This is a genomic window from Streptomyces sp. MS06 (assembly GCF_047200655.1).
Lineage (GTDB): Bacteria > Actinomycetota > Actinomycetes > Streptomycetales > Streptomycetaceae > Streptomyces.
This window is the reverse complement of the sequence record NZ_JBJZOJ010000001.1, coordinates 24,944-42,057: the sequence shown is the minus strand read 5'-3', so window position 1 is coordinate 42,057 and position 17,114 is coordinate 24,944. Positions and strand designations below refer to the sequence as shown.

Sequence of the window (17,114 nt, the reverse complement as noted above, 5' to 3'; positions counted from 1 at the left end):
CACGTTCCGGTGACAGTTGACCCGATTGCGTCGCCTGATCCGCTCGAACGCGCCGACTGCGGCGAGGGCGGGACCGGTTCGGCTGCCCGGCGGCCACGGGTCCGGTCCGCCGCCCGACCGGTTCCGCTCCGAGGCGCCCTCGGTTCTTCGCCCCAGGGTGTCCCAGGGGGCGCCGTGCCGAACGGCGTTCAGAGTCTGATCGCGTACAGGGCACCGTCGCGGCTGCCGAAGTAGAGGGTGCCGTCCGCCAGGAGAGGTGTGGACCGGACCCCGTCCGCGGTGCGGAACGCCCACTTCTTCCGGCCCGTTGCGGCGTCCAGGGCGTAGAGGTTGTGGTCGTCGCTGCCGAAGTAGACGGTGCCGTCGACCACGGTCGGCCCGCCCAGGAGCTGGCCCGCGGTGCGGAATGCCCAGTTCCTGCTGCCCGTTCTGGTGTCCAGGGCGTAGAGGTTGCCGTCGGCGCTGCCGAAGTAGACCATGCCGTCCGCCACGGTCGGGGCGCCCTCGATCTCACCCTTCGCGGTGAAGGTCCACTCCTCCTTCTGCGTGTACACGTTGACGGCGCGGAGCTTCTTGTCCTCGCCGCCGAAGTAGGCCTTGCCGTCGGCCACCTCCGGGGCGGTGAACACCGCCCCTCCGGTGGCGATGTGCCACCGCGCCCGGCCGCTCGCCGCGTCGACGGCGTGCAGGCGGTCGTCGCAGCCGAAGAGGACCAGGGCGTGGGACACGGTCGGCGACGAGGTGATCTTGCTTGCCGCGGTGAACCGCCACCGCTCCGTGCCCTTGTCCGCGTCGACGGCGTACACCACGCCGTTCAGGTTCCCCACGTAGACCAGGCCGCCTGCCAGGACCGGGGAGGAGAAGACGTCGAAACCGATGTCGAACCGCCACCGCTGCTTCCCGTTCGCGGCATCGAGCGCGTACAGCGCCCCGGAGAGCGTGCCGGTGTACACGACTCCGTCGCCGAGCGCGGGCGGGCGGTCACTCGTCGGGCTGCCGTCCGTGGAGAACCGCCACCGCTGCTCCCCGCTCGCGGCGTGCACCGCGTACAGGTTCTCGTCGTTGCTTCCGACGTAGACGGTTCCCTCGCGGACTGCGGGGGAGGCCACGCCGTCCCCGGTGCGGAACCGCCACCGCTCCTTTGCCGCGGTACGTTCCGTGGGGTCGTGTGCAGACGGTGATCCGGTTCTTCCCGCCGGATCGCCGGCGCTGCCGGAGCCGTTCCGGGCATTGATCAACCAGGCCGTTCCGCCCAGGAGTGTCGTGCCCGTCCCGATGGCGCCGAGCAGCATGTGCCGCCGCGGGAGTATGCCCGGACTCGTCTCCGGAGGCGCGGATCGGAGCGCTGAGGGGGACGCGGCGGCGGCCGCCCGGTTGCGGGCGAGGGCGATGCGTCCCCCGGCGTTGCGGTTGCGCTGCTGCGGCAGCGGACGTGACCGGGCCGCCAGGGATCTGTGCAGGTGGCGGAAGAGGGTGTCCATGTCGATCGGGTCCGGGCCGTCGGGAATGCCCTCGTTGAGTGCGGTGAGCAGTTCCCCCGTGAACGCGGTGTAGGTCTCGTCCGGCGGCGCCAGCGCCGTCCGGGTCTCCGCGGCGGCGGTCAGCAGGCACGTTCCCTCGACGACGGCGTGCTCCGCCAGGTGCTCACCCGCGCTCATGCTGCCGACCAGCGCCCGCCCGCTGTAGCAGCAGTCGAGGACGACGACGGTCCGCCGGGCGGTGGCCGACGGGGCGAGGACGGCGCGGCGCAGGTACTCGTAGCGCAGCGCGGTGTACTCGCGGTCCGCGTCGGTGTCGGGGAGGGCCAGGTACAGCTCCTCGGCGTGCGGGTCGGTGAGGCCGTGGCCCGCGTAGTAGACGAGGAGCGTGTCGGATGCCTCGGTGGCGGCGTGCGCCACCGCGTCCAGGACGTCCTCCGCGCCGGCCGGCTGGTCCAGCGTGGTGCACCGGTCGGCGGGCAGCCCCCACACCCCGCTGTCGGTGAGCACCCGGTGCAGACCCTCGAGGTTGTGCCGGACTGCGGGCAGGTCGCCGAGTTTGCGGTAGGTGTGCACGCCGATCAGGACGGCGCGGGAGCGGTCGGGGTCGGAGAGCGCGGTCACCGCCCGGCCGTGCTCTCCGGCCTCTGGTCACCGCCGGCGGTGTGGTCCTCCGCTCCAGGGTCGGCGTCGGGTTGCGGCACCGGGCCGGCGTCGGGTTGCGGCACCGGGTCGGCCTCGGGCTGCGGCGCCCGGTCGGCGTCGCGTTGCGGCGCCCGGTCCGCGTCGGGCTCCGGGCCGCCCGCGGGCCAGGTGGCGAGAATGCGCGCGATGTCCTGCGGTGAACCCTCCTGCAGCGTGACGGCGACCCCGTCCCGCTCGATGCGGACCCGCGGTGGCCGGGGGCGACTGGTGCGCCAGGCGGCGACGGCGGTGACCAGGCTGCCGAAGGCGAGCGCGTTGCTGAGTACGACGTTCACCGTGTCGAGAGCTCCGCCCATCTCGCCGCTCCCCGGGCGGGGCGCCGATGCGCCCACCCGGGCCGCGCCCCGCAGATCGGGATCGGCGTGCAGCCACCGGAGCAGGGACGTCCCGTCGGGTCGCGGACGCTTCCGCTCACCCCGCGCCTCCTGGTCGCCGCTCCCGGTCGTGACCGTCAGCCGGACATCCACCGTCCGCTCCCCCTCCGCCGTGCAGGTGATGAACCATCATAGAAGCGCGCGAAAGCGGCCAGAGGGCTTATCGCGATATTGCGGAGCCGCCCGGTGCGGGAGGGCGGTCAACGGCCTTCGAGCCGGCGTCTCGTACGGTCGCGCAGCAGCAGCCAGGATGCGGTCACGCGGACCTCCGCCCGCCCGGGGTCCCCGTCGAACAGGGCGGCGTCCGCGGCCAGTCCGGCGGTCGGGCGGCCCGGGGGCGGGGGGTCGGCGGCCGGGCGGGCCGCGGACGCCGCTTCCCCGGCCCCGGCCCCGGCCCGGGCCCGGCCGGCCATGGCCTTCCAGGCACTCTCTGCGCGCGGTGTGCTCGGCATGCGACCTCCCGGGTGCGGCCACGGTGCGGGTCGGCGGTCGGCTCGAAGGGCGGGCGGGGCGCGGCGGGGGAGACCGTGCGCGCCGCCGAGCGACCGCTCACGAAGCCAGAATAGAACATCTGTTCCCATGATCGTGCGAGCGTCATTCCTGATCGTGCCGATACCCTCGAACGATCGGTTCCGCCACCCCGATTTGGGTGGTTGACGATCGGGGTGGTTGGCTTGCCCCGACCCCTACAGCTCAGTCCTGGAGGAACCGATGGCGCAGGTCGAGGCCACTACCGAGCGGATCGTCGCGGCGGACCCGGAGAAGGTGTTCGACACCCTCGCCGACTACAGCGGTGCGCGCGAGAAGCTGCTGCCCGAGCACTTCAGCGAGTACGAGGTGCGCGAGGGCGGGGACGGCGAGGGCACTCTCGTCCACTGGAAGCTCCAGGCCACCAGCAAGCGGGTCCGCGACTGCCTGCTGGAGGTCAGCGAGCCCAGCGACGGCCGGCTGGTCGAGAAGGACCGCAACTCCTCCATGGTCACCACCTGGACCGTCACCCCGGCCGGCGAGGGCGGCTCCCGCGTCGTCGTCACCACCCTCTGGAACGGCGCCGGCGGTATCGGCGGCTTCTTCGAGAAGACCTTCGCGCCGAAGGGCCTCAGCCGCATCTACGACGCGCTCCTGGAGCGCCTCGCCGCCGAGGTCGAGAAGTAGGTCCTCCCGCACGGGGATCGTCCGCCCCGGACGTGAACCGGGCTCGCGGGAACGGCGCAAGTCCTCCCCGCACGGGGGTCGTTCAGGGGCTGCCCGGCCCGCTCACCGGATCGAGTGGATCTCCGCCGGGCGGAGCCGCCCCGCCGTAACCCGCCGCGCCCGCGGCCGGTTGTCCCGTCACGCAGGTTCTGCGAGGGATCGCCGGTGCAGCGCGCGGCGGGTGCGACGAGGGGAGCGGCAAGGTGGGCGCGATCACCGCGGTCGAGGACGGAGCGCGGGAGGAAGCAGCACCGCCCCCGCAGCCGCCCGCACCCGCTCCGGTCGGCGAACTCGGTTCCCGCCGGGTGCGGTTGGTGTTCTTCGGCCTGATGCTCGCGCTGCTCCTGGCCGCTCTCGACCAGATGATCGTGGCCACCGCCCTGCCGCGGATCGTCGGCGAGCTGCACGGACTGGACCGGATGTCCTGGGCGATCACCGCCTATCTGCTCACCTCGACCGTCGGCCTGCCGATCTACGGCAAGCTCGGCGATCTGCTCGGCCGCAAGGGCGTCTTCCAGTTCGCCATCCTCGTCTTCGTGGTCGGCTCCGCCCTCGCCGGCCGGGCGGGGACCATGGACCAGCTCATCGCCTTCCGCGCCGTGCAGGGCGTCGGCGCCGGCGGACTGATGATCGGCGTGCAGGCCATCATCGCGGACATCGTGCCGCCGCGTCGGCGCGGCCGGTTCATGGGACTGATCGGTGCCGCTTTCGGGCTCGCCTCGGTCGCCGGCCCCCTCCTCGGGGGCTACTTCACCGACCACCTCTCCTGGCGGTGGTGCTTCTACGTCAACGTGCCCTTCGGTCTGGTCACGTTCGCCGTCGTCACCGTCGTGCTGAAACTGCCCAGGCCCGCCGCCCGGCCCCGACTGGACGTCCCCGGCGCCCTGCTGCTGGCCGTCGCCTCGGCCTGCGTGGTCCTGCTGACCAGTTGGGGCGGCACCGAGTACGCCTGGGGTTCCCGCACCGTCCTCGGCCTCGGCGCCGGCGCGGCCGCCGCGACCGTGCTCTTCCTGGTCGCCGAGCACTTCGCCGCCGAACCGCTCATCCCGCTGCGGCTGTTCCGGGACTCGGTGTTCGTCGTCACCGGGCTGGTCGGGCTCGTGACCGGCGTCGCCCTGTTCGGGGCCGCCAGCTACCTGCCGACCTTCCTGCAGATGGTCGACGGGGCCTCCGCCACCGGGTCCGGGCTGCTGATGCTGCCGATGATGGGCGGCATCGTCGCCGCGTCGATCGTCTCCGGGCAACTCATCAGCCGCACCGGCCGCTACAAGGCCTACCCGGTCCTCGGTGCCGCGCTCGCCGCCGTCGGCATGTGGCTGCTGTCCCGCCTCGACGCCGGCACCCCCCGGTCGCACTACAGCGTCTGGATGGCCGTGCTCGGCACCGGGATCGGCATGGTGATGCCGGTGCTGGTGCTGGCGGTGCAGAACTCCGTGCGCCCGGCCGACCTCGGCACGGCCACCAGCGCCAACAACTACTTCCGCCAGATCGGCGGGAGCGTCGGCGCCGCCGTCTTCGGCACCCTCTTCGCCGGCCGGCTCGCCGACGCGCTGCACCGGCGGCTGCCCGCCGGCGCGGGCCCCGCCCTGCCCGACCCCGAGTCGATCACCCCGCAGCTGGTACGCACCCTGCCGCCCGCACTGCGCGATGCCTACATCCACGCGTACGCCGACGCGATGCCGCGGATCTTCCTGTACCTGGTGCCGGTGCTGGCCCTCGGCCTGCTCATCGCCTTCTTCCTCAAGGAGAAACCCCTGTTGACCAGTGCAGCGTCCCACCGCGCCCCCGACCGCCGGACCGACTCCGCGGTCAGCGGCACCGCGCCCGCGGACCGCGTCCGGGCCGACTCCGCGCAGGACGCCGCCGCCCGGTCGGCGCTGCCGCAGACCCGTGTCCCGCACACCGGCGGAGTGCCGGTGTGCGGGACGGTGCAGCACCACGACGGGACGGTCGTCCCCCGCGCGGCGCTCACCCTGATCGACGCGGTCGGACAGCAGATCGGGCGCGGCGCCAGCGCCGAGGACGGCCGGTACGCGCTCTCCACACCCGGAACCGGTGCGTACGTGCTGATCGCCGCCGCGGGCGGGCACCAGCCGCAGGCCGTCTCCGTCACCGTCGGCGAACGCCCCGTCGAACTGGACGTCGTCCTGGGCGGCGCCGGACGGCTGGCCGGGAGCGTCCTCACCGCCGACGGCACCCCGGTGCGGGACGCCACGGTGACGCTCACCAACGTGCACGGCGAAGTCGTCGCGACCACCCGCAGCGGCCGCGAGGGCGGCTACGTCATGACCGAGCTGGTGGCAGGGGAGTACACCCTCGCGTCGAGCGCCCCCGCCTTCCGCCCGGCCGCCCTCCCGGTCAGCGTCCAGGCGTCCCGGGAGACCCGCCAGGACGTGGAGCTGGCCGGCGGGGCGCTGCTGCGCGGCACCGTGCGCGCCGGCGGCGGGCGGCCCGTGGAGGACGCCCGGGTGACGCTCCTCGACGCTGCGGGCAACGTCCTCGACACCCTCACCACCGGGGCCGACGGAACCTTCAGGTTCGTCGACCTGTCGTCCGGCGAGTACACCGTGATCGCCGCCGGATACCCGCCCGTGGCCACCGTCCTCCAGGTGGCCGGCGGCGGACGCACCGAACGGGACCTCCAACTCGGCCACGAGGACTGAACGCCGAAACCGCGGCGACGCGGGCGGAGCCCGGAGGAGCCGGCGGCGGCGGAGCGGAGGCGGCCGGCCGGGTCACGGCCACGCGGCGGGGGCGGGGCCGGCCGTGGGGGAGGAGACGGCCGCGGGGGAGGAGACGGGCCGCGCACCGTGTTCCGCGCCCGGTGCGCGGACCGGAACGCCGCCGGGCGCAGCCCCGGGTGCCACCGGTTCGACCAATTCCGTGGTTGCCTCACCGCGGTCCGGGCCCTGCCCGTACCGTGGAGCGGGGGAAGCAGATCTTGCCCAGCCGTGGGGAGAGAGGGCCTGAGCCATGGACCGTGGCACGGAAGGGGACACGCTCCCCGCTCGCGCTCGGGGGACCGCCGCGGCAGGGCAGGCGTCCGGCGGGCGCGTCCCGCTCGCCGTGGTCGTCGTCGACCGCGACGGACTGGTCTCCCACTGGAGCCGCGGCGCGCGCCGGCTGTTCGGCACCGACAGGGAGCACGCCGTCGCCCGGCCGGTGACCGACCTGCTGCCGGTCTCCGGGGCGCTGCCGGAGCCGGACGAGCAGGAGACCGCAGGCCTCAGCCCGGAGCACGGCGGACCGGAACACGAACTGGAGGCCTCGCTCGGCGGCGGGCTGGCCTACCCGGCCGCCGGGCGAGCCCGGCTCACCGTGCCCGGATCGGGTCGCGCCGACGTGCTGTGGTGGGCCTACCCGCTGGTGGGCCCCGGACCCGAGCGGCTGCTCGTACTGGCCGCCGACGCGGCCGGACTGGCCCGCGAGGACCGGCACGGCACCGCCGTCGAGCGCATCGCCCCCGCCTTCGCGCTGCACACCGACTTCCCCGGCGCCGACGAACTGGCCCGCCGGCTGCCCGAGATCATGCCCGGCATGAGCGTCGTGGAGAGCGGCCGCATCGTCGCGCAGGTTCTCGAACTCGGTTATCCCGTGCTGGAGTTCAGCCAGAACGACCGGGTTCCCGTCACCCCCGACTGGGGTGTCCCCCGGCGGTCCGGGCGTCGGACCCGCCGGGAGCGGGCCACCCCGGCCACCGTGCACGGGGCGCCGCCCGCCCGCGACCCGTCCGGCGGGGCCGAGGACCTCGAGTACGCGGCCGTACGCGAGCGCCTCGCCTTCCTCAACGAGGTCAGCGGACGGATCGGGACCTCCCTCGACCTCGCGCGGACCATCACCGAGGTCAGCAGGGCCGTGGTGCCGCGCTTCACCGACGTGGCCGGCACCTACCTGCGCGAACAGGTCGTCGCCGGGGAGGGCTTCCCCTCGGGCGCGCCGGACACCACCACGCTGTGGCACCGGGTCGCCCTGGAGCACACCGACGAGCCGGGCCGCTGGGACGACGTGGTCCCCGTCGGCGAGGCCATGCCGTTCCCCGCCCACACCCCCTTCTTCCAGTGCATGACCTCCGGCGCGCCGGTCCTGGTGCCGCACATCAGCGAGGAGGCGGGCCACGCCATCGCCTCCCAGTTCGACAAGCGGGACATCCGGCCGCTGATCACGCACCGCTCGATGCTGGTCGTGCCGCTCAAGGCACGCGACGTGGTGCTCGGTTTCATGATCCTGCTGCGTCACCCCGAGCGCGCCGAGTTCAACGACATGGACCGGGTCACCGGCGCCGAACTCGCCGCCCGCGCCGGCCTGGTACTCGACAACGCGCGCATGTACACCCACCAGGAGCAGATCGCCGAGACCCTCCAGGACAGCATGCTGCCGCACATCCCGCCGCACATGGCGGGCTGCGACATCGCCACCCGCTACCTGCCGGGCACGCTGCTCGGCCGGGTCGGCGGGGACTGGTTCGACGCGGTGAAACTGCCCGGCGCCCGCACCGCCCTCGTCGTCGGCGACGTCATGGGCCACGGACTCAACTCGGCAGCCATGATGGGCCAGTTGCGCACCGCCGTGCAGACCCTGGCCGCCCTCGACCTGCCGCCCGCCCGGCTGCTGCGCAACCTCGACGACCTCGCCCGGCGGCTCGGCGAGTCCTACCTGGCGACCTGCCAGTACGCCGTCTACGACCCGATCGCCGGCGAGCTGCAGCTCGCCAACGCCGGTCACGTGCCGCCGGTCCTGGTCCGTGCCGAGGACGGCCGCAGCGAACTGCTCGACCCGCCCACGGGCGCGCCCGTCGGCGTGGGCGGTGTGCCGTTCGACACGCTGCGGGTGCCCGTGCGGCCCGGCGACCGGCTGGTCATGTGCACCGACGGACTGGTCGAGATGCGCGGCGTGGACATCGGCGTGGGTCTGGCGACCCTGTGCGAGTCCGCCGCCCACCCGGCCGCCTCCATGGACGAGGCCTGCGACACCATCATCCGGGCCCTCAACACGCGCGGCGGGCGCAAGGACGACGTGGCGCTGCTGATGGCCCGCCTGGGCGGCATCCCTCCCGAGGACGTCGCCGAGTGGCGGCTCGACCCGGCCGCCGCCGAGGTCGGCCGCGCGCGGACCGGGGTCCGCGCGCAACTGCGGTCCTGGGGACTGCCCGCGCTGGCGGACACCGCCGCCCTCGTGGCGGGGGAACTCGTCACCAACGCCCTGCGGCACTCCCGCAGCCGGTTCGTCGCCCTGCGCCTGGTGCGCGGCGACACCCTGCTGTGCGAGGTGGACGACGACGACCACGAACTGCCGGTCCTCACGGACGCCGGCCCAGCCGACGAGTTCGGGCGGGGGCTGCGCATCGTGAGCGCCCTGGCCCGGGACTGGGGCGCGAGCCGGACCCCGGCCGGTAAGACGGTGTGGTGCGAACTGGCCCTGCCGCGCCGCTGACCCGTGCCCGGACGGGGGCGCGGAGGGGGCCCGGACGCGGGCGCGGAGGGGGTTCCGAAAGGGCGCAGACGGGGCACGGAAGGGGCGTAAGGGGGCGTGAGGGGGCGAGTGGGAGTGCGCGGAGCGCGAACGGGGCGCGCGGAGACGGTCTGCCTGCCTGTGGCCGCGCCCGGCGGACCGACAGACCGTACCGGCCCGTCAGGACCGACGGACAGGCGTCGCAGTCAGGGGAGTTGGGCATGAGCGTGACGAGCAGGTACCGCGAGGCCTGGGAGGGCTTCTGGCGGGAGGCGCCCGGCGGGCCGGGGGCGGTGTTCTGGGACGCGGAGCCCTCCCTCACCGCCGCGCGCCACCTCGCCCTGTTCACGCCCCACCTGGCCGACCCGGGGCTGCCGCTGGTGGACCTCGGCTGCGGCAACGGCACCCAGACCCGCTTCCTCGCCGACCACTTCCGTCCCGTGCTCGGCGTCGACCTGGCCGCCGCCGCGCTCGACCGGGCCCGGGACGCCGACCCCGGGGGCCGGGCGGAGTACCGGATGCTGGACGCGGCGCGCAAGGGCGAGCTGGAGGCGCTGCACGCGGAGTTCGGCGACACCAACGTGTACCTGCGGGGCGTGCTCCACCAGTGCGACCCCGACGACCGGCAGCCCCTGGTGGACGGCATCGCCGCGCTGGTCGGCACCCGCGGGCGGGCCCTCGTCGTCGAACTGGGGGAGGCCGCCGGTTCCGTCCTGCGCCGGCTGGCGTCCGGCCCCGGCGGTCCGCCCGCCAAGCTCGCACCGGTGCTCCGGCACGGCATCGCACCGGCCGACGTGTCCGACGCGGCACTGCCCGGGTACCTGGGCGCGGCCGGGCTGACCGTGCTGGCGGGCGGCGAACTCGCCCTGGCCACCACGGAGCACGGACCCGACGGCGCCCTCCTCGAACTCCCGTCGACCTGGCTGGTGGCCGGCCGCGCCGGCTGACACACCGGCAGCTCCGCCGACCGCCCACCGGCGCGCACCGGCCCACCGGCGCGCACCGGCCCACCGGCGCGCCCGGCCAGCCCTGCGGTGCCGTGCACCGGCCGCCGGGCGGAGCGTCCCGCGCGGTGGGCGAACCACCGGCCCCGGCCCCACCCCTGCCGGGCCGTCAGGAGCGGATCCGGCCGGTGCCGTGCGGCGATCCGCCCGGCCGCATGGCCGCCCGCCTGAACGACACGTAACGTGGCTCACCATGAAGATCCTCATCAGTGCCGACATGGAGGGTGCGACCGGAGTGACCTGGCCGGCCGACGTGCTGCCGGGCACCCCCCAGTGGGAGCGCTGCCGCGCGATGTTCACCTCGGACGTCAACGCGGCCGTCCTCGGTTTCCTCGACGGCGGCGCCGAGGAGGTGCTCATCAACGAGGCGCACTGGACGATGCGCAATCTGCTGCTGGAGCGACTGGACGAACGGGCGCAGATGCTCACCGGCCGGCACAAGGAGCTGTCCATGGTGGAGGGCGTCCAGCACGGCGACGTCGACGGCGTCGCCTTCCTCGGCTACCACGCCGGGGCCGGCATGGAGGGAGTCCTGGCGCACACCTACCTCGCCAACCAGATCACCGGGGTGTGGCTGAACGACGTACGGGCCAGCGAGGGCCTGCTCAACGCGCACGTCGCCGCCGAGTACGGCGTCCCCGTCGTCCTCGTCACCGGCGACGACGTGGCCTGCGAGGACGCCCTCGGCTACGCGCCCGAGGCGCTGAAGGTCGCGGTGAAGGACCACGTCTCGCGCTACGCGGCGGTCTGCCGCACCCCGGCCCGCACCGCCGCCGACATCCGGGCCGCCGCGGAGCAGGCGGCCGCGCTGGCGGTGCGCGGCCGACCGGGTCAGGGGGGACCGTATACGGTGGCCGTCGAGTTCGACGCCGAGCACCTGGCGACGGCCGCGACCGTGGTGCCCGGTGTCGAGCGGATCGGGGAGCGCAAGGTGGCCTACACCAGCGCCACCATGTACCAGGGGATCCGCACGTTCAAGGCGGTCACCACGATCGCCTCGGCGGCGGTGGAGGAGCAGTATGGCTGACCAGCAGGCGCTGGACGAGGTCGTCCGGTTCACGTCCGACCTCATCCGCATCGACACCACCAACCGGGGCGGCGGCGACTGCCGGGAGCGGCCCGCCGCCGAGTACGCCGCCGAGCGACTGGCGGGCGCCGGGCTGGAACCGGTGCTGCTGGAACGCACCGCCGGGCGGGGCAACGTGGTCGCGCGGATCACCGGCACCGACCCGTCCGCCGACGCACTCCTGGTCCACGGCCACCTGGACGTGGTGCCCGCCGAGCCGGCGGACTGGAGCGTGCACCCGTTCTCCGGGGAGGTCCGCGACGGCGTGGTGTGGGGCCGGGGCGCCGTCGACATGAAGAACATGGACGCGATGATCCTCGCCGTGGTGCGCTCCTGGGCCAGGCGGGGCGTGCGGCCCCGGCGCGACATCGTGATCGCGTTCACCGCGGACGAGGAGGCCAGCGCGGAGGACGGGGCGGGCTTCCTCGCCGACCGGCACGCCGAACTGTTCGAAGGGTGCACGGAGGGCGTCGGCGAGTCCGGCGCGTTCACCTTCCACGACGGCGGCGGACGGCAGCTGTACCCGATCGCCGCGGGGGAGCGCGGTACCGCCTGGCTGCGGCTGACCGCGCACGGGCGCGCCGGCCACGGTTCCAAGGTCAACCGGGAGAACGCGGTGACCCGGCTGGCCGCCGCGATCACCCGCATCGGCGAGCACGAGTGGCCGCTGCGGCTCACCCCGACCGTGCGCGCCGCGCTCACCGAACTGGCCGCGCTGTACGGAGTCGACCCCGACCTGGACGACGTGGACGGCCTGCTGCAGAAGCTCGGCCCGGCCGCCAAGCTGGTCGAGTCGACCGTCCGCAACAGCGCCAACCCCACCATGCTGGACGCCGGCTACAAGGTGAACGTCATCCCGGGCGCGGCCGTCGCCCACGTCGACGGACGCTGCCTGGCCGGCGGCGAGGACGAGTTCCGCGGCACCCTCGACCGGCTCACCGGACCGGACGTGGAATGGGAGTACGAGCACCGCGAGGTGCCCCTCCAGGCGCCCGTGGACTCGCCGACCTTCGCACGGATGCGGGCCGCCGTCGAGGAGTTCGCGCCGGAGGGGCACGTGGTGCCCTACTGCATGTCGGGCGGCACCGACGCCAAGCAGTTCTCCCGGCTGGGCATCACCGGCTACGGTTTCGCGCCGCTGAAGCTGCCGGAGGGGCTGGACTACCAGGCGCTGTTCCACGGAGTGGACGAGCGGGTGCCCGTCGAGGCGCTGCACTTCGGTGTCAGAGTGCTGGACCGCTTCCTGCGGACGGCGTGAGGGTGTTGGGGGAGAACGTGCAGACCTTGCCGTACGGAGCATGGCCGTCGCCGATCGACGCGGCGCTGGCCGCCGCCCACGACGGGCACCCGGAGTACGTCGGTTTCGTCGGGGAGGAGGCCTGGTGGACCGAGCCGCGGCCCGCCGAGGGCGGCCGGCGCACCCTGGTGCGCCGCCGTCCGGACGGCGGCGAGGAGTCGGTGCTGCCCGCGCCGTGGAACGTGCGCAGCCGGGTCATCGAGTACGGTGGCACGCCCTGGGCGGGCGTCGTGCAGGCCGGCGCACCGCTCGTGGTCTTCGTGCACTTCGCCGACCAGCGGCTGTACCGCTTCACGCCCGGCGGCGAGCCCCGCCCGCTCACCCCCCACTCGCCGGTCGGCGGCGGGCTGCGCTGGGCGGAGCCCCGGCTGCTGCCGGAACGCGGCGAGGTGTGGTGCGTACTGGAGGAGTTCACCGGTGACGGGCCCGGCGACGTGCGGCGCGTGCCGGTGGCCGTACCCCTGGACGGCTCGGCCGCCGAGGACCGTGCCGCCGTACGCGAACTGGCACCCGAGCGGCACCGTTTCGTCACCGGTCCGCGCCTCTCGCCGGACGGCCGGCGCGCCGCCTGGCTCGCCTGGGACCATCCGCGCATGCCCTGGGACGGCACCGAACTCGTCGTCGCGGACGTCGCCGCGGACGGCACCCTGAAGGGCGCGCGCACGGTCGCCGGCGGGCCCGGGGAGTCCATCGCCCAGGCCGACTGGGCGTCCGACGGCGCCCTGCTGTACTCCAGCGACCGCACCGGCTGGTGGAACCTCTACCGCGACCACGAGCCGCTGTGCCCCCGCGAGGAGGAGTTCGGCGGGCCGCTGTGGAAGCTGGGGCACCGCTGGTTCGCCCCGCTCCGCAGCGGGCTCGTCGCCGTCGTCCACGGCCGCGGCTCGACAGTGCTCGGCGTACTGGACCCCGAGTCCGGCGAAGTCGTCGACGTGGCGGGGCCGTGGACCGAGTTCGCGCCGACGCTGGCGGTGCACGGCGACCGGGTCGCCGCCGTCGGCGCCAGCCCGCGCAGCGCCCACGAGGTGGTGGAGCTGGACACCGCCACCGGCCGGGCCCGGGTGATCGGCGCCGCGCACCGGGACGCCGTGGACCCCGCGCACTACCCCGAACCGCAGATCCGCGCCTTCACCGGCCCCGACGGCCGCGAGATCCACGCCCACGTCTACCCGCCGCACAACCCCGGCTGCGTCGCGCCCGGCGCCGAACTGCCGCCGTACGTGGTGTGGGCGCACGGCGGACCCACCGGCCGGGCGCCGCTCGTGCTCGACCTGGAGATCGCCTACTTCACCTCGCGCGGCATCGGCGTCGCCGAGGTCGACTACGGCGGCTCCACCGGATACGGCCGCGCCTACCGCGACCGGCTGCGCGAGCAGTGGGGCGTGGTGGACGTCGAGGACTGCGCGGCCGTCGCGCTCGCCCTCGCCGACGAGGGCACCGCGGACCGGAGCCGCCTCGCCATCCGCGGCGGAAGCGCCGGCGGCTGGACCACGGCCGCCTCCCTGGCCGGCACGGACGTCTACGCCTGCGGCACGATCAGCTACCCCGTACTCGACCTCACCGGCTGGGCCACGGGGGAGACCCACGACTTCGAGTCGCGGTACCTGGAGACCCTGATCGGACCGCTGGCCGAGGTGCCGGCCCGGTACACCGAGCGGTCGCCCGCCGAGCACGCCGACCGGATCACCGCTCCCTTCCTGCTGCTGCAGGGGCTGGACGACGTGATCTGCCCGCCCGTCCAGTGCGAGCGCTTCCTCGCCCGCCTGGAGGGCCGCGGGGTGCCGCACGCCTACCTGGCCTTCGAGGGCGAGGGGCACGGCTTCCGCCGGGCGGACACCGTGGTCCGTGCCTTGGAGGCGGAACTCTCCCTGTACGCACAGGTCTTCGGGCTCGGCGCCCCCGGCGTCCCGACCCTGGAGCTGGCCGAATGAAGGCTCCGGGCAGGACGGAACCACCGCGGCCCCTGGTACGCCCCGCCCGGCTCGCCCCCGGCGCCCGGGTGGCGGTCGTCGCCCCCAGCGGGCCGGTGGCCGAGGAGCGGCTGGAGTCCGGGCTGGACCTGCTGCGCGGCTGGGACCTCGACCCGGTCCTGGCGCCGCACGCCCGCGGTGTCCACGGCGACCTCCGGTACCTCGCCGGGACGGACGCCGAGCGCGCCGCGGACCTGGAGCGCGCCTGGTGCGACCCGTCCGTGGACGCGGTGCTGTGCGCCCGGGGCGGCTACGGTGCGCAGCGGATCGCCGACCTGCTGGACTGGGAGGCGATGCGGGCCGCCGGACCGAAGGTGTTCGTCGGCTTCAGCGACAGCACCGCACTGCACGAGGCGTTCGCCGTGCGCCTCGGACTGGTCACCCTGTACGGGCCGGTGACCGCCGGCGCCGACTTCGTCAAGAACGCCCACGCCCGGGAGCACCTGAGGGCGACGCTGTTCACCCCGGAGGCCGTCCGGACACTGACCGGACGCGGCTCCGCCCTGGTGCCCGGACGCGCCCGGGGCGTCACCCTCGGCGGCTGCCTCGCCCTGCTCGCCACCGGCACCGGCACGCCCCACACCCGCAGCGCCGCCCGGGGCGGACTCGTCCTGGTCGAGGACGTGGCCGAGGCGCCCTACGCGGTCGACCGGAGCCTCACCCACCTCCTGCGGTCCGGTCGTCTGGACGGCGCCGCGGGAATCGTCCTCGGATCCTGGGACCGGTGCGGCCCCTACGAGGAGCTGCGCCCGGTCCTCGCCGACCGGCTCGGCGGCCTCGGGATCCCCGTCGCCGAGGAGTTCGGCTTCGGCCACTGCGACGGCGCGCTCACCGTGCCGCTCGGGGTCGCCGCCGAACTCGACGCGGAAGCGGGCACCCTGACGCTCGACCAGCCCGCCCTGCGCTGACCCGCCGACGGCACGGCTCCCTCGCGGGTGTGCGCCGGCCGGGCGGGGGAGTGGCGGCCGCGGGGGTGCGGGCGGCCGCGGGGGGTGCGCCCTCCCGGCGGGGGTGTGGCGGCCGGGCGGGGGTCCGCCGACCGGGGTGGCGGCCGGGCGGGCGCCCCGGGGCGCGCCCCGGGGCGCGGCTGCGGCGAGCGGGCCGGTCGCCGTCCGGGGCACGGCCGCGCCGTCGAGTCGTCCGCCCCGCCCACCCGCTGCCCCCTCGGTTCCGTGGGTCCGCGAGAACCCCGCGGAACGTGCCTCGCCGTGCGCTCCGCGCGCTGCGGGGCCACGCTGGACGTATGAGCCCGAAGTCCTCGAGGAGTGCGGACGGCACGAAGGAAGGCGGTCGCGGCGGAGCCCTGACACCCGCCCGGATCGCCGTCCTCGTGCTCTTCGTCCTCGCCCTGATCTTCATCTTCGAGAACACCCAGCAGACGAAGATCCGGCTGCTGATTCCCGAAGTGACCATGCCGCTGTGGGCCGCACTGCTCGTCCTGTGGATCATCGGTGCCCTCTGCGGGGCCTACTTCGTGAAACGCCGGCGTTGAAGGCGCTGCGACAGTCCCGCACGGCACCCGCGGCGGACGTTCGCAGCAGCCCGTAGGGTGACGGAATGCCGCACAGCGCCTCCCGCTACCTCGCCGAGGGCCCCCGCACCGGAATACGGCACTTCACCCAGGCCGACGGGCCCGAGTTCACCGCCCGGGCCAGGGAGAGCAAGGCCCTCCACCAGCCGTGGCTGTTCCCGCCGTACAGCCAGGCCGCGTACACCGCCTACGCCGCCCGGCTCATCGACGACCCGACGAAGGCCGGATTCCTGGTCTGTGAACGCTCCGGCGGGGGCATCGCCGGATTCATCAACATCAACAACATCGTCCAGGGCGGCTTCCTGAACGGTGCGCTCGGCTACGGCGCCTTCGCGCACGCGGCGGGACGCGGGCTGATGAAGGAGGCACTGGGCCTGGTCGTCGGCCACGCCTTCGGGCCCATGGGGCTGCACCGGCTGGAGATCAACGTGCAGCCCGGCAACACCGCGTCGATCGCCCTCGCGCGCAGCTGCGGCTTCCGGTACGAGGGCTTCTCACCCGGAATGATCTTCATCGACGGGGACTGGCGGGACCACGAACGCTGGGCCGTCACCGCCGAGACCCGCCCGTCGGCCTGACGGGACCGCCGCCCACCGGGCGATACGGAAGCCGCCGCGCCGCGGCGTGCGGTTCCCGGCGGCGCGCACGCCACCGGCACCGAGGGCCGGTCAGGGGCGGCCGCGGTCCACGTACTCGTACACCGTGCCGTCCGGATGCCGGGCGATCAGGTTGCGGCCGGCCGGGGTGGGCACCGGGCCCGCGATGATGTCGGCGCCCAGCTCGACGAGCGTCTTCCGGGCCTCCTCGACGTCCGTGACCGCGATCGTCGCGCCCACCCTGCGCAGCACCTCCAACTCGGCCGCCGGGCCGCTCATCAGCAGGAAGCAGCCGACCGCGGCCACCTGCAGCCCGCCCCGCGCGAACCGCATCGCCGGGCCGTCGGCCAGCCGTTCGTAGAACGGGATCGCGGAGTCGAGGTCGTCGACGTAGACACGCAGCGTGGCACCCAGAATCTCCATACGGACGACCTTAGTTGCGGCGGCCGGA

At 74.6% G+C, this 17,114-nt stretch carries 14 protein-coding genes; 10 read left to right on the top strand and 4 right to left on the bottom strand.

Going from position 1 to position 17,114, the window contains the following annotated elements:
* Window positions 1-188: 188 nt before the first annotated feature.
* From ACL02U_RS00185 to ACL02U_RS00175, 3 genes are all read right to left on the bottom strand, one after another.
* A complete protein-coding gene (locus tag ACL02U_RS00185) occupies window positions 189-2,102 on the bottom strand; it encodes a caspase, EACC1-associated type (protein WP_412788471.1) in 1,914 nt (637 codons plus the stop codon).
* Window positions 2,099-2,650 (bottom strand): effector-associated constant component EACC1, encoded by a 552-nt coding sequence (locus tag ACL02U_RS00180; protein ID WP_412788470.1) that lies wholly within the window; start codon window positions 2,648-2,650, stop codon window positions 2,099-2,101. The genes ACL02U_RS00185 and ACL02U_RS00180 overlap by 4 nt, the downstream gene beginning before the upstream one ends.
* Window positions 2,651-2,757: 107 nt before the next feature.
* Complete coding sequence (locus tag ACL02U_RS00175) at window positions 2,758-3,009, bottom strand: hypothetical protein (RefSeq protein ID WP_412788469.1); 252 nt, start codon at window positions 3,007-3,009, stop codon at window positions 2,758-2,760.
* A gap of 259 nt (window positions 3,010-3,268) precedes the next feature.
* Between ACL02U_RS00175 and ACL02U_RS00170 the strand changes: the two genes are divergently transcribed.
* From ACL02U_RS00170 to ACL02U_RS00125, 10 genes are all read left to right on the top strand, one after another.
* On the top strand, window positions 3,269-3,712 hold the full coding sequence (locus ACL02U_RS00170) for an SRPBCC family protein (RefSeq protein ID WP_412788468.1): 444 nt from the start codon (window positions 3,269-3,271) through the stop codon (window positions 3,710-3,712).
* A gap of 242 nt (window positions 3,713-3,954) precedes the next feature.
* Window positions 3,955-6,414 carry an MFS transporter gene (locus tag ACL02U_RS00165; RefSeq protein WP_412788467.1) on the top strand — a complete coding sequence of 820 codons (2,460 nt, stop codon included), beginning with the start codon at window positions 3,955-3,957 and terminating at the stop codon, window positions 6,412-6,414.
* Window positions 6,415-6,724: 310 nt separating this feature from the next.
* Entirely contained in the window at window positions 6,725-9,181 is a 2,457-nt protein-coding gene (locus tag ACL02U_RS00160) for a SpoIIE family protein phosphatase (protein WP_412788466.1), read from the top strand.
* Window positions 9,182-9,420: 239 nt separating this feature from the next.
* The gene (locus ACL02U_RS00155; protein WP_412788465.1) at window positions 9,421-10,146 is read left to right on the top strand and encodes a methyltransferase domain-containing protein; all 726 of its coding nucleotides are present in this window, start codon (window positions 9,421-9,423) and stop codon (window positions 10,144-10,146) included.
* A gap of 250 nt (window positions 10,147-10,396) precedes the next feature.
* Window positions 10,397-11,230 (top strand): M55 family metallopeptidase, encoded by an 834-nt coding sequence (locus ACL02U_RS00150; RefSeq protein WP_412788464.1) that lies wholly within the window; start codon window positions 10,397-10,399, stop codon window positions 11,228-11,230.
* Window positions 11,223-12,527 (top strand): M20/M25/M40 family metallo-hydrolase, encoded by a 1,305-nt coding sequence (locus tag ACL02U_RS00145; RefSeq protein ID WP_412788463.1) that lies wholly within the window; start codon window positions 11,223-11,225, stop codon window positions 12,525-12,527. Before ACL02U_RS00150 ends, ACL02U_RS00145 begins: the two co-directional genes overlap by 8 nt.
* Before the next feature lie 5 nt (window positions 12,528-12,532).
* A complete protein-coding gene (locus ACL02U_RS00140; RefSeq protein ID WP_412788629.1) occupies window positions 12,533-14,497 on the top strand; it encodes a prolyl oligopeptidase family serine peptidase in 1,965 nt (654 codons plus the stop codon).
* Window positions 14,494-15,444: a S66 peptidase family protein gene (locus ACL02U_RS00135; RefSeq protein ID WP_412788462.1), complete on the top strand. Its 951-nt coding sequence runs from the start codon at window positions 14,494-14,496 to the stop codon at window positions 15,442-15,444. Before ACL02U_RS00140 ends, ACL02U_RS00135 begins: the two co-directional genes overlap by 4 nt.
* Window positions 15,445-15,779: 335 nt before the next feature.
* Window positions 15,780-16,028: a DUF1049 domain-containing protein gene (locus tag ACL02U_RS00130; RefSeq protein WP_412788461.1), complete on the top strand. Its 249-nt coding sequence runs from the start codon at window positions 15,780-15,782 to the stop codon at window positions 16,026-16,028.
* 65 nt (window positions 16,029-16,093) lie between these two features.
* Window positions 16,094-16,645 (top strand): GNAT family N-acetyltransferase, encoded by a 552-nt coding sequence (locus ACL02U_RS00125; RefSeq protein WP_412788460.1) that lies wholly within the window; start codon window positions 16,094-16,096, stop codon window positions 16,643-16,645.
* A gap of 90 nt (window positions 16,646-16,735) precedes the next feature.
* Here ACL02U_RS00125 and ACL02U_RS00120 read toward each other — a convergent pair whose 3' ends face one another.
* Window positions 16,736-17,086, bottom strand: a complete 351-nt coding sequence (locus tag ACL02U_RS00120; protein ID WP_412788459.1) for a VOC family protein — start codon at window positions 17,084-17,086, stop codon at window positions 16,736-16,738.
* Window positions 17,087-17,114: the final 28 nt, after the last annotated feature.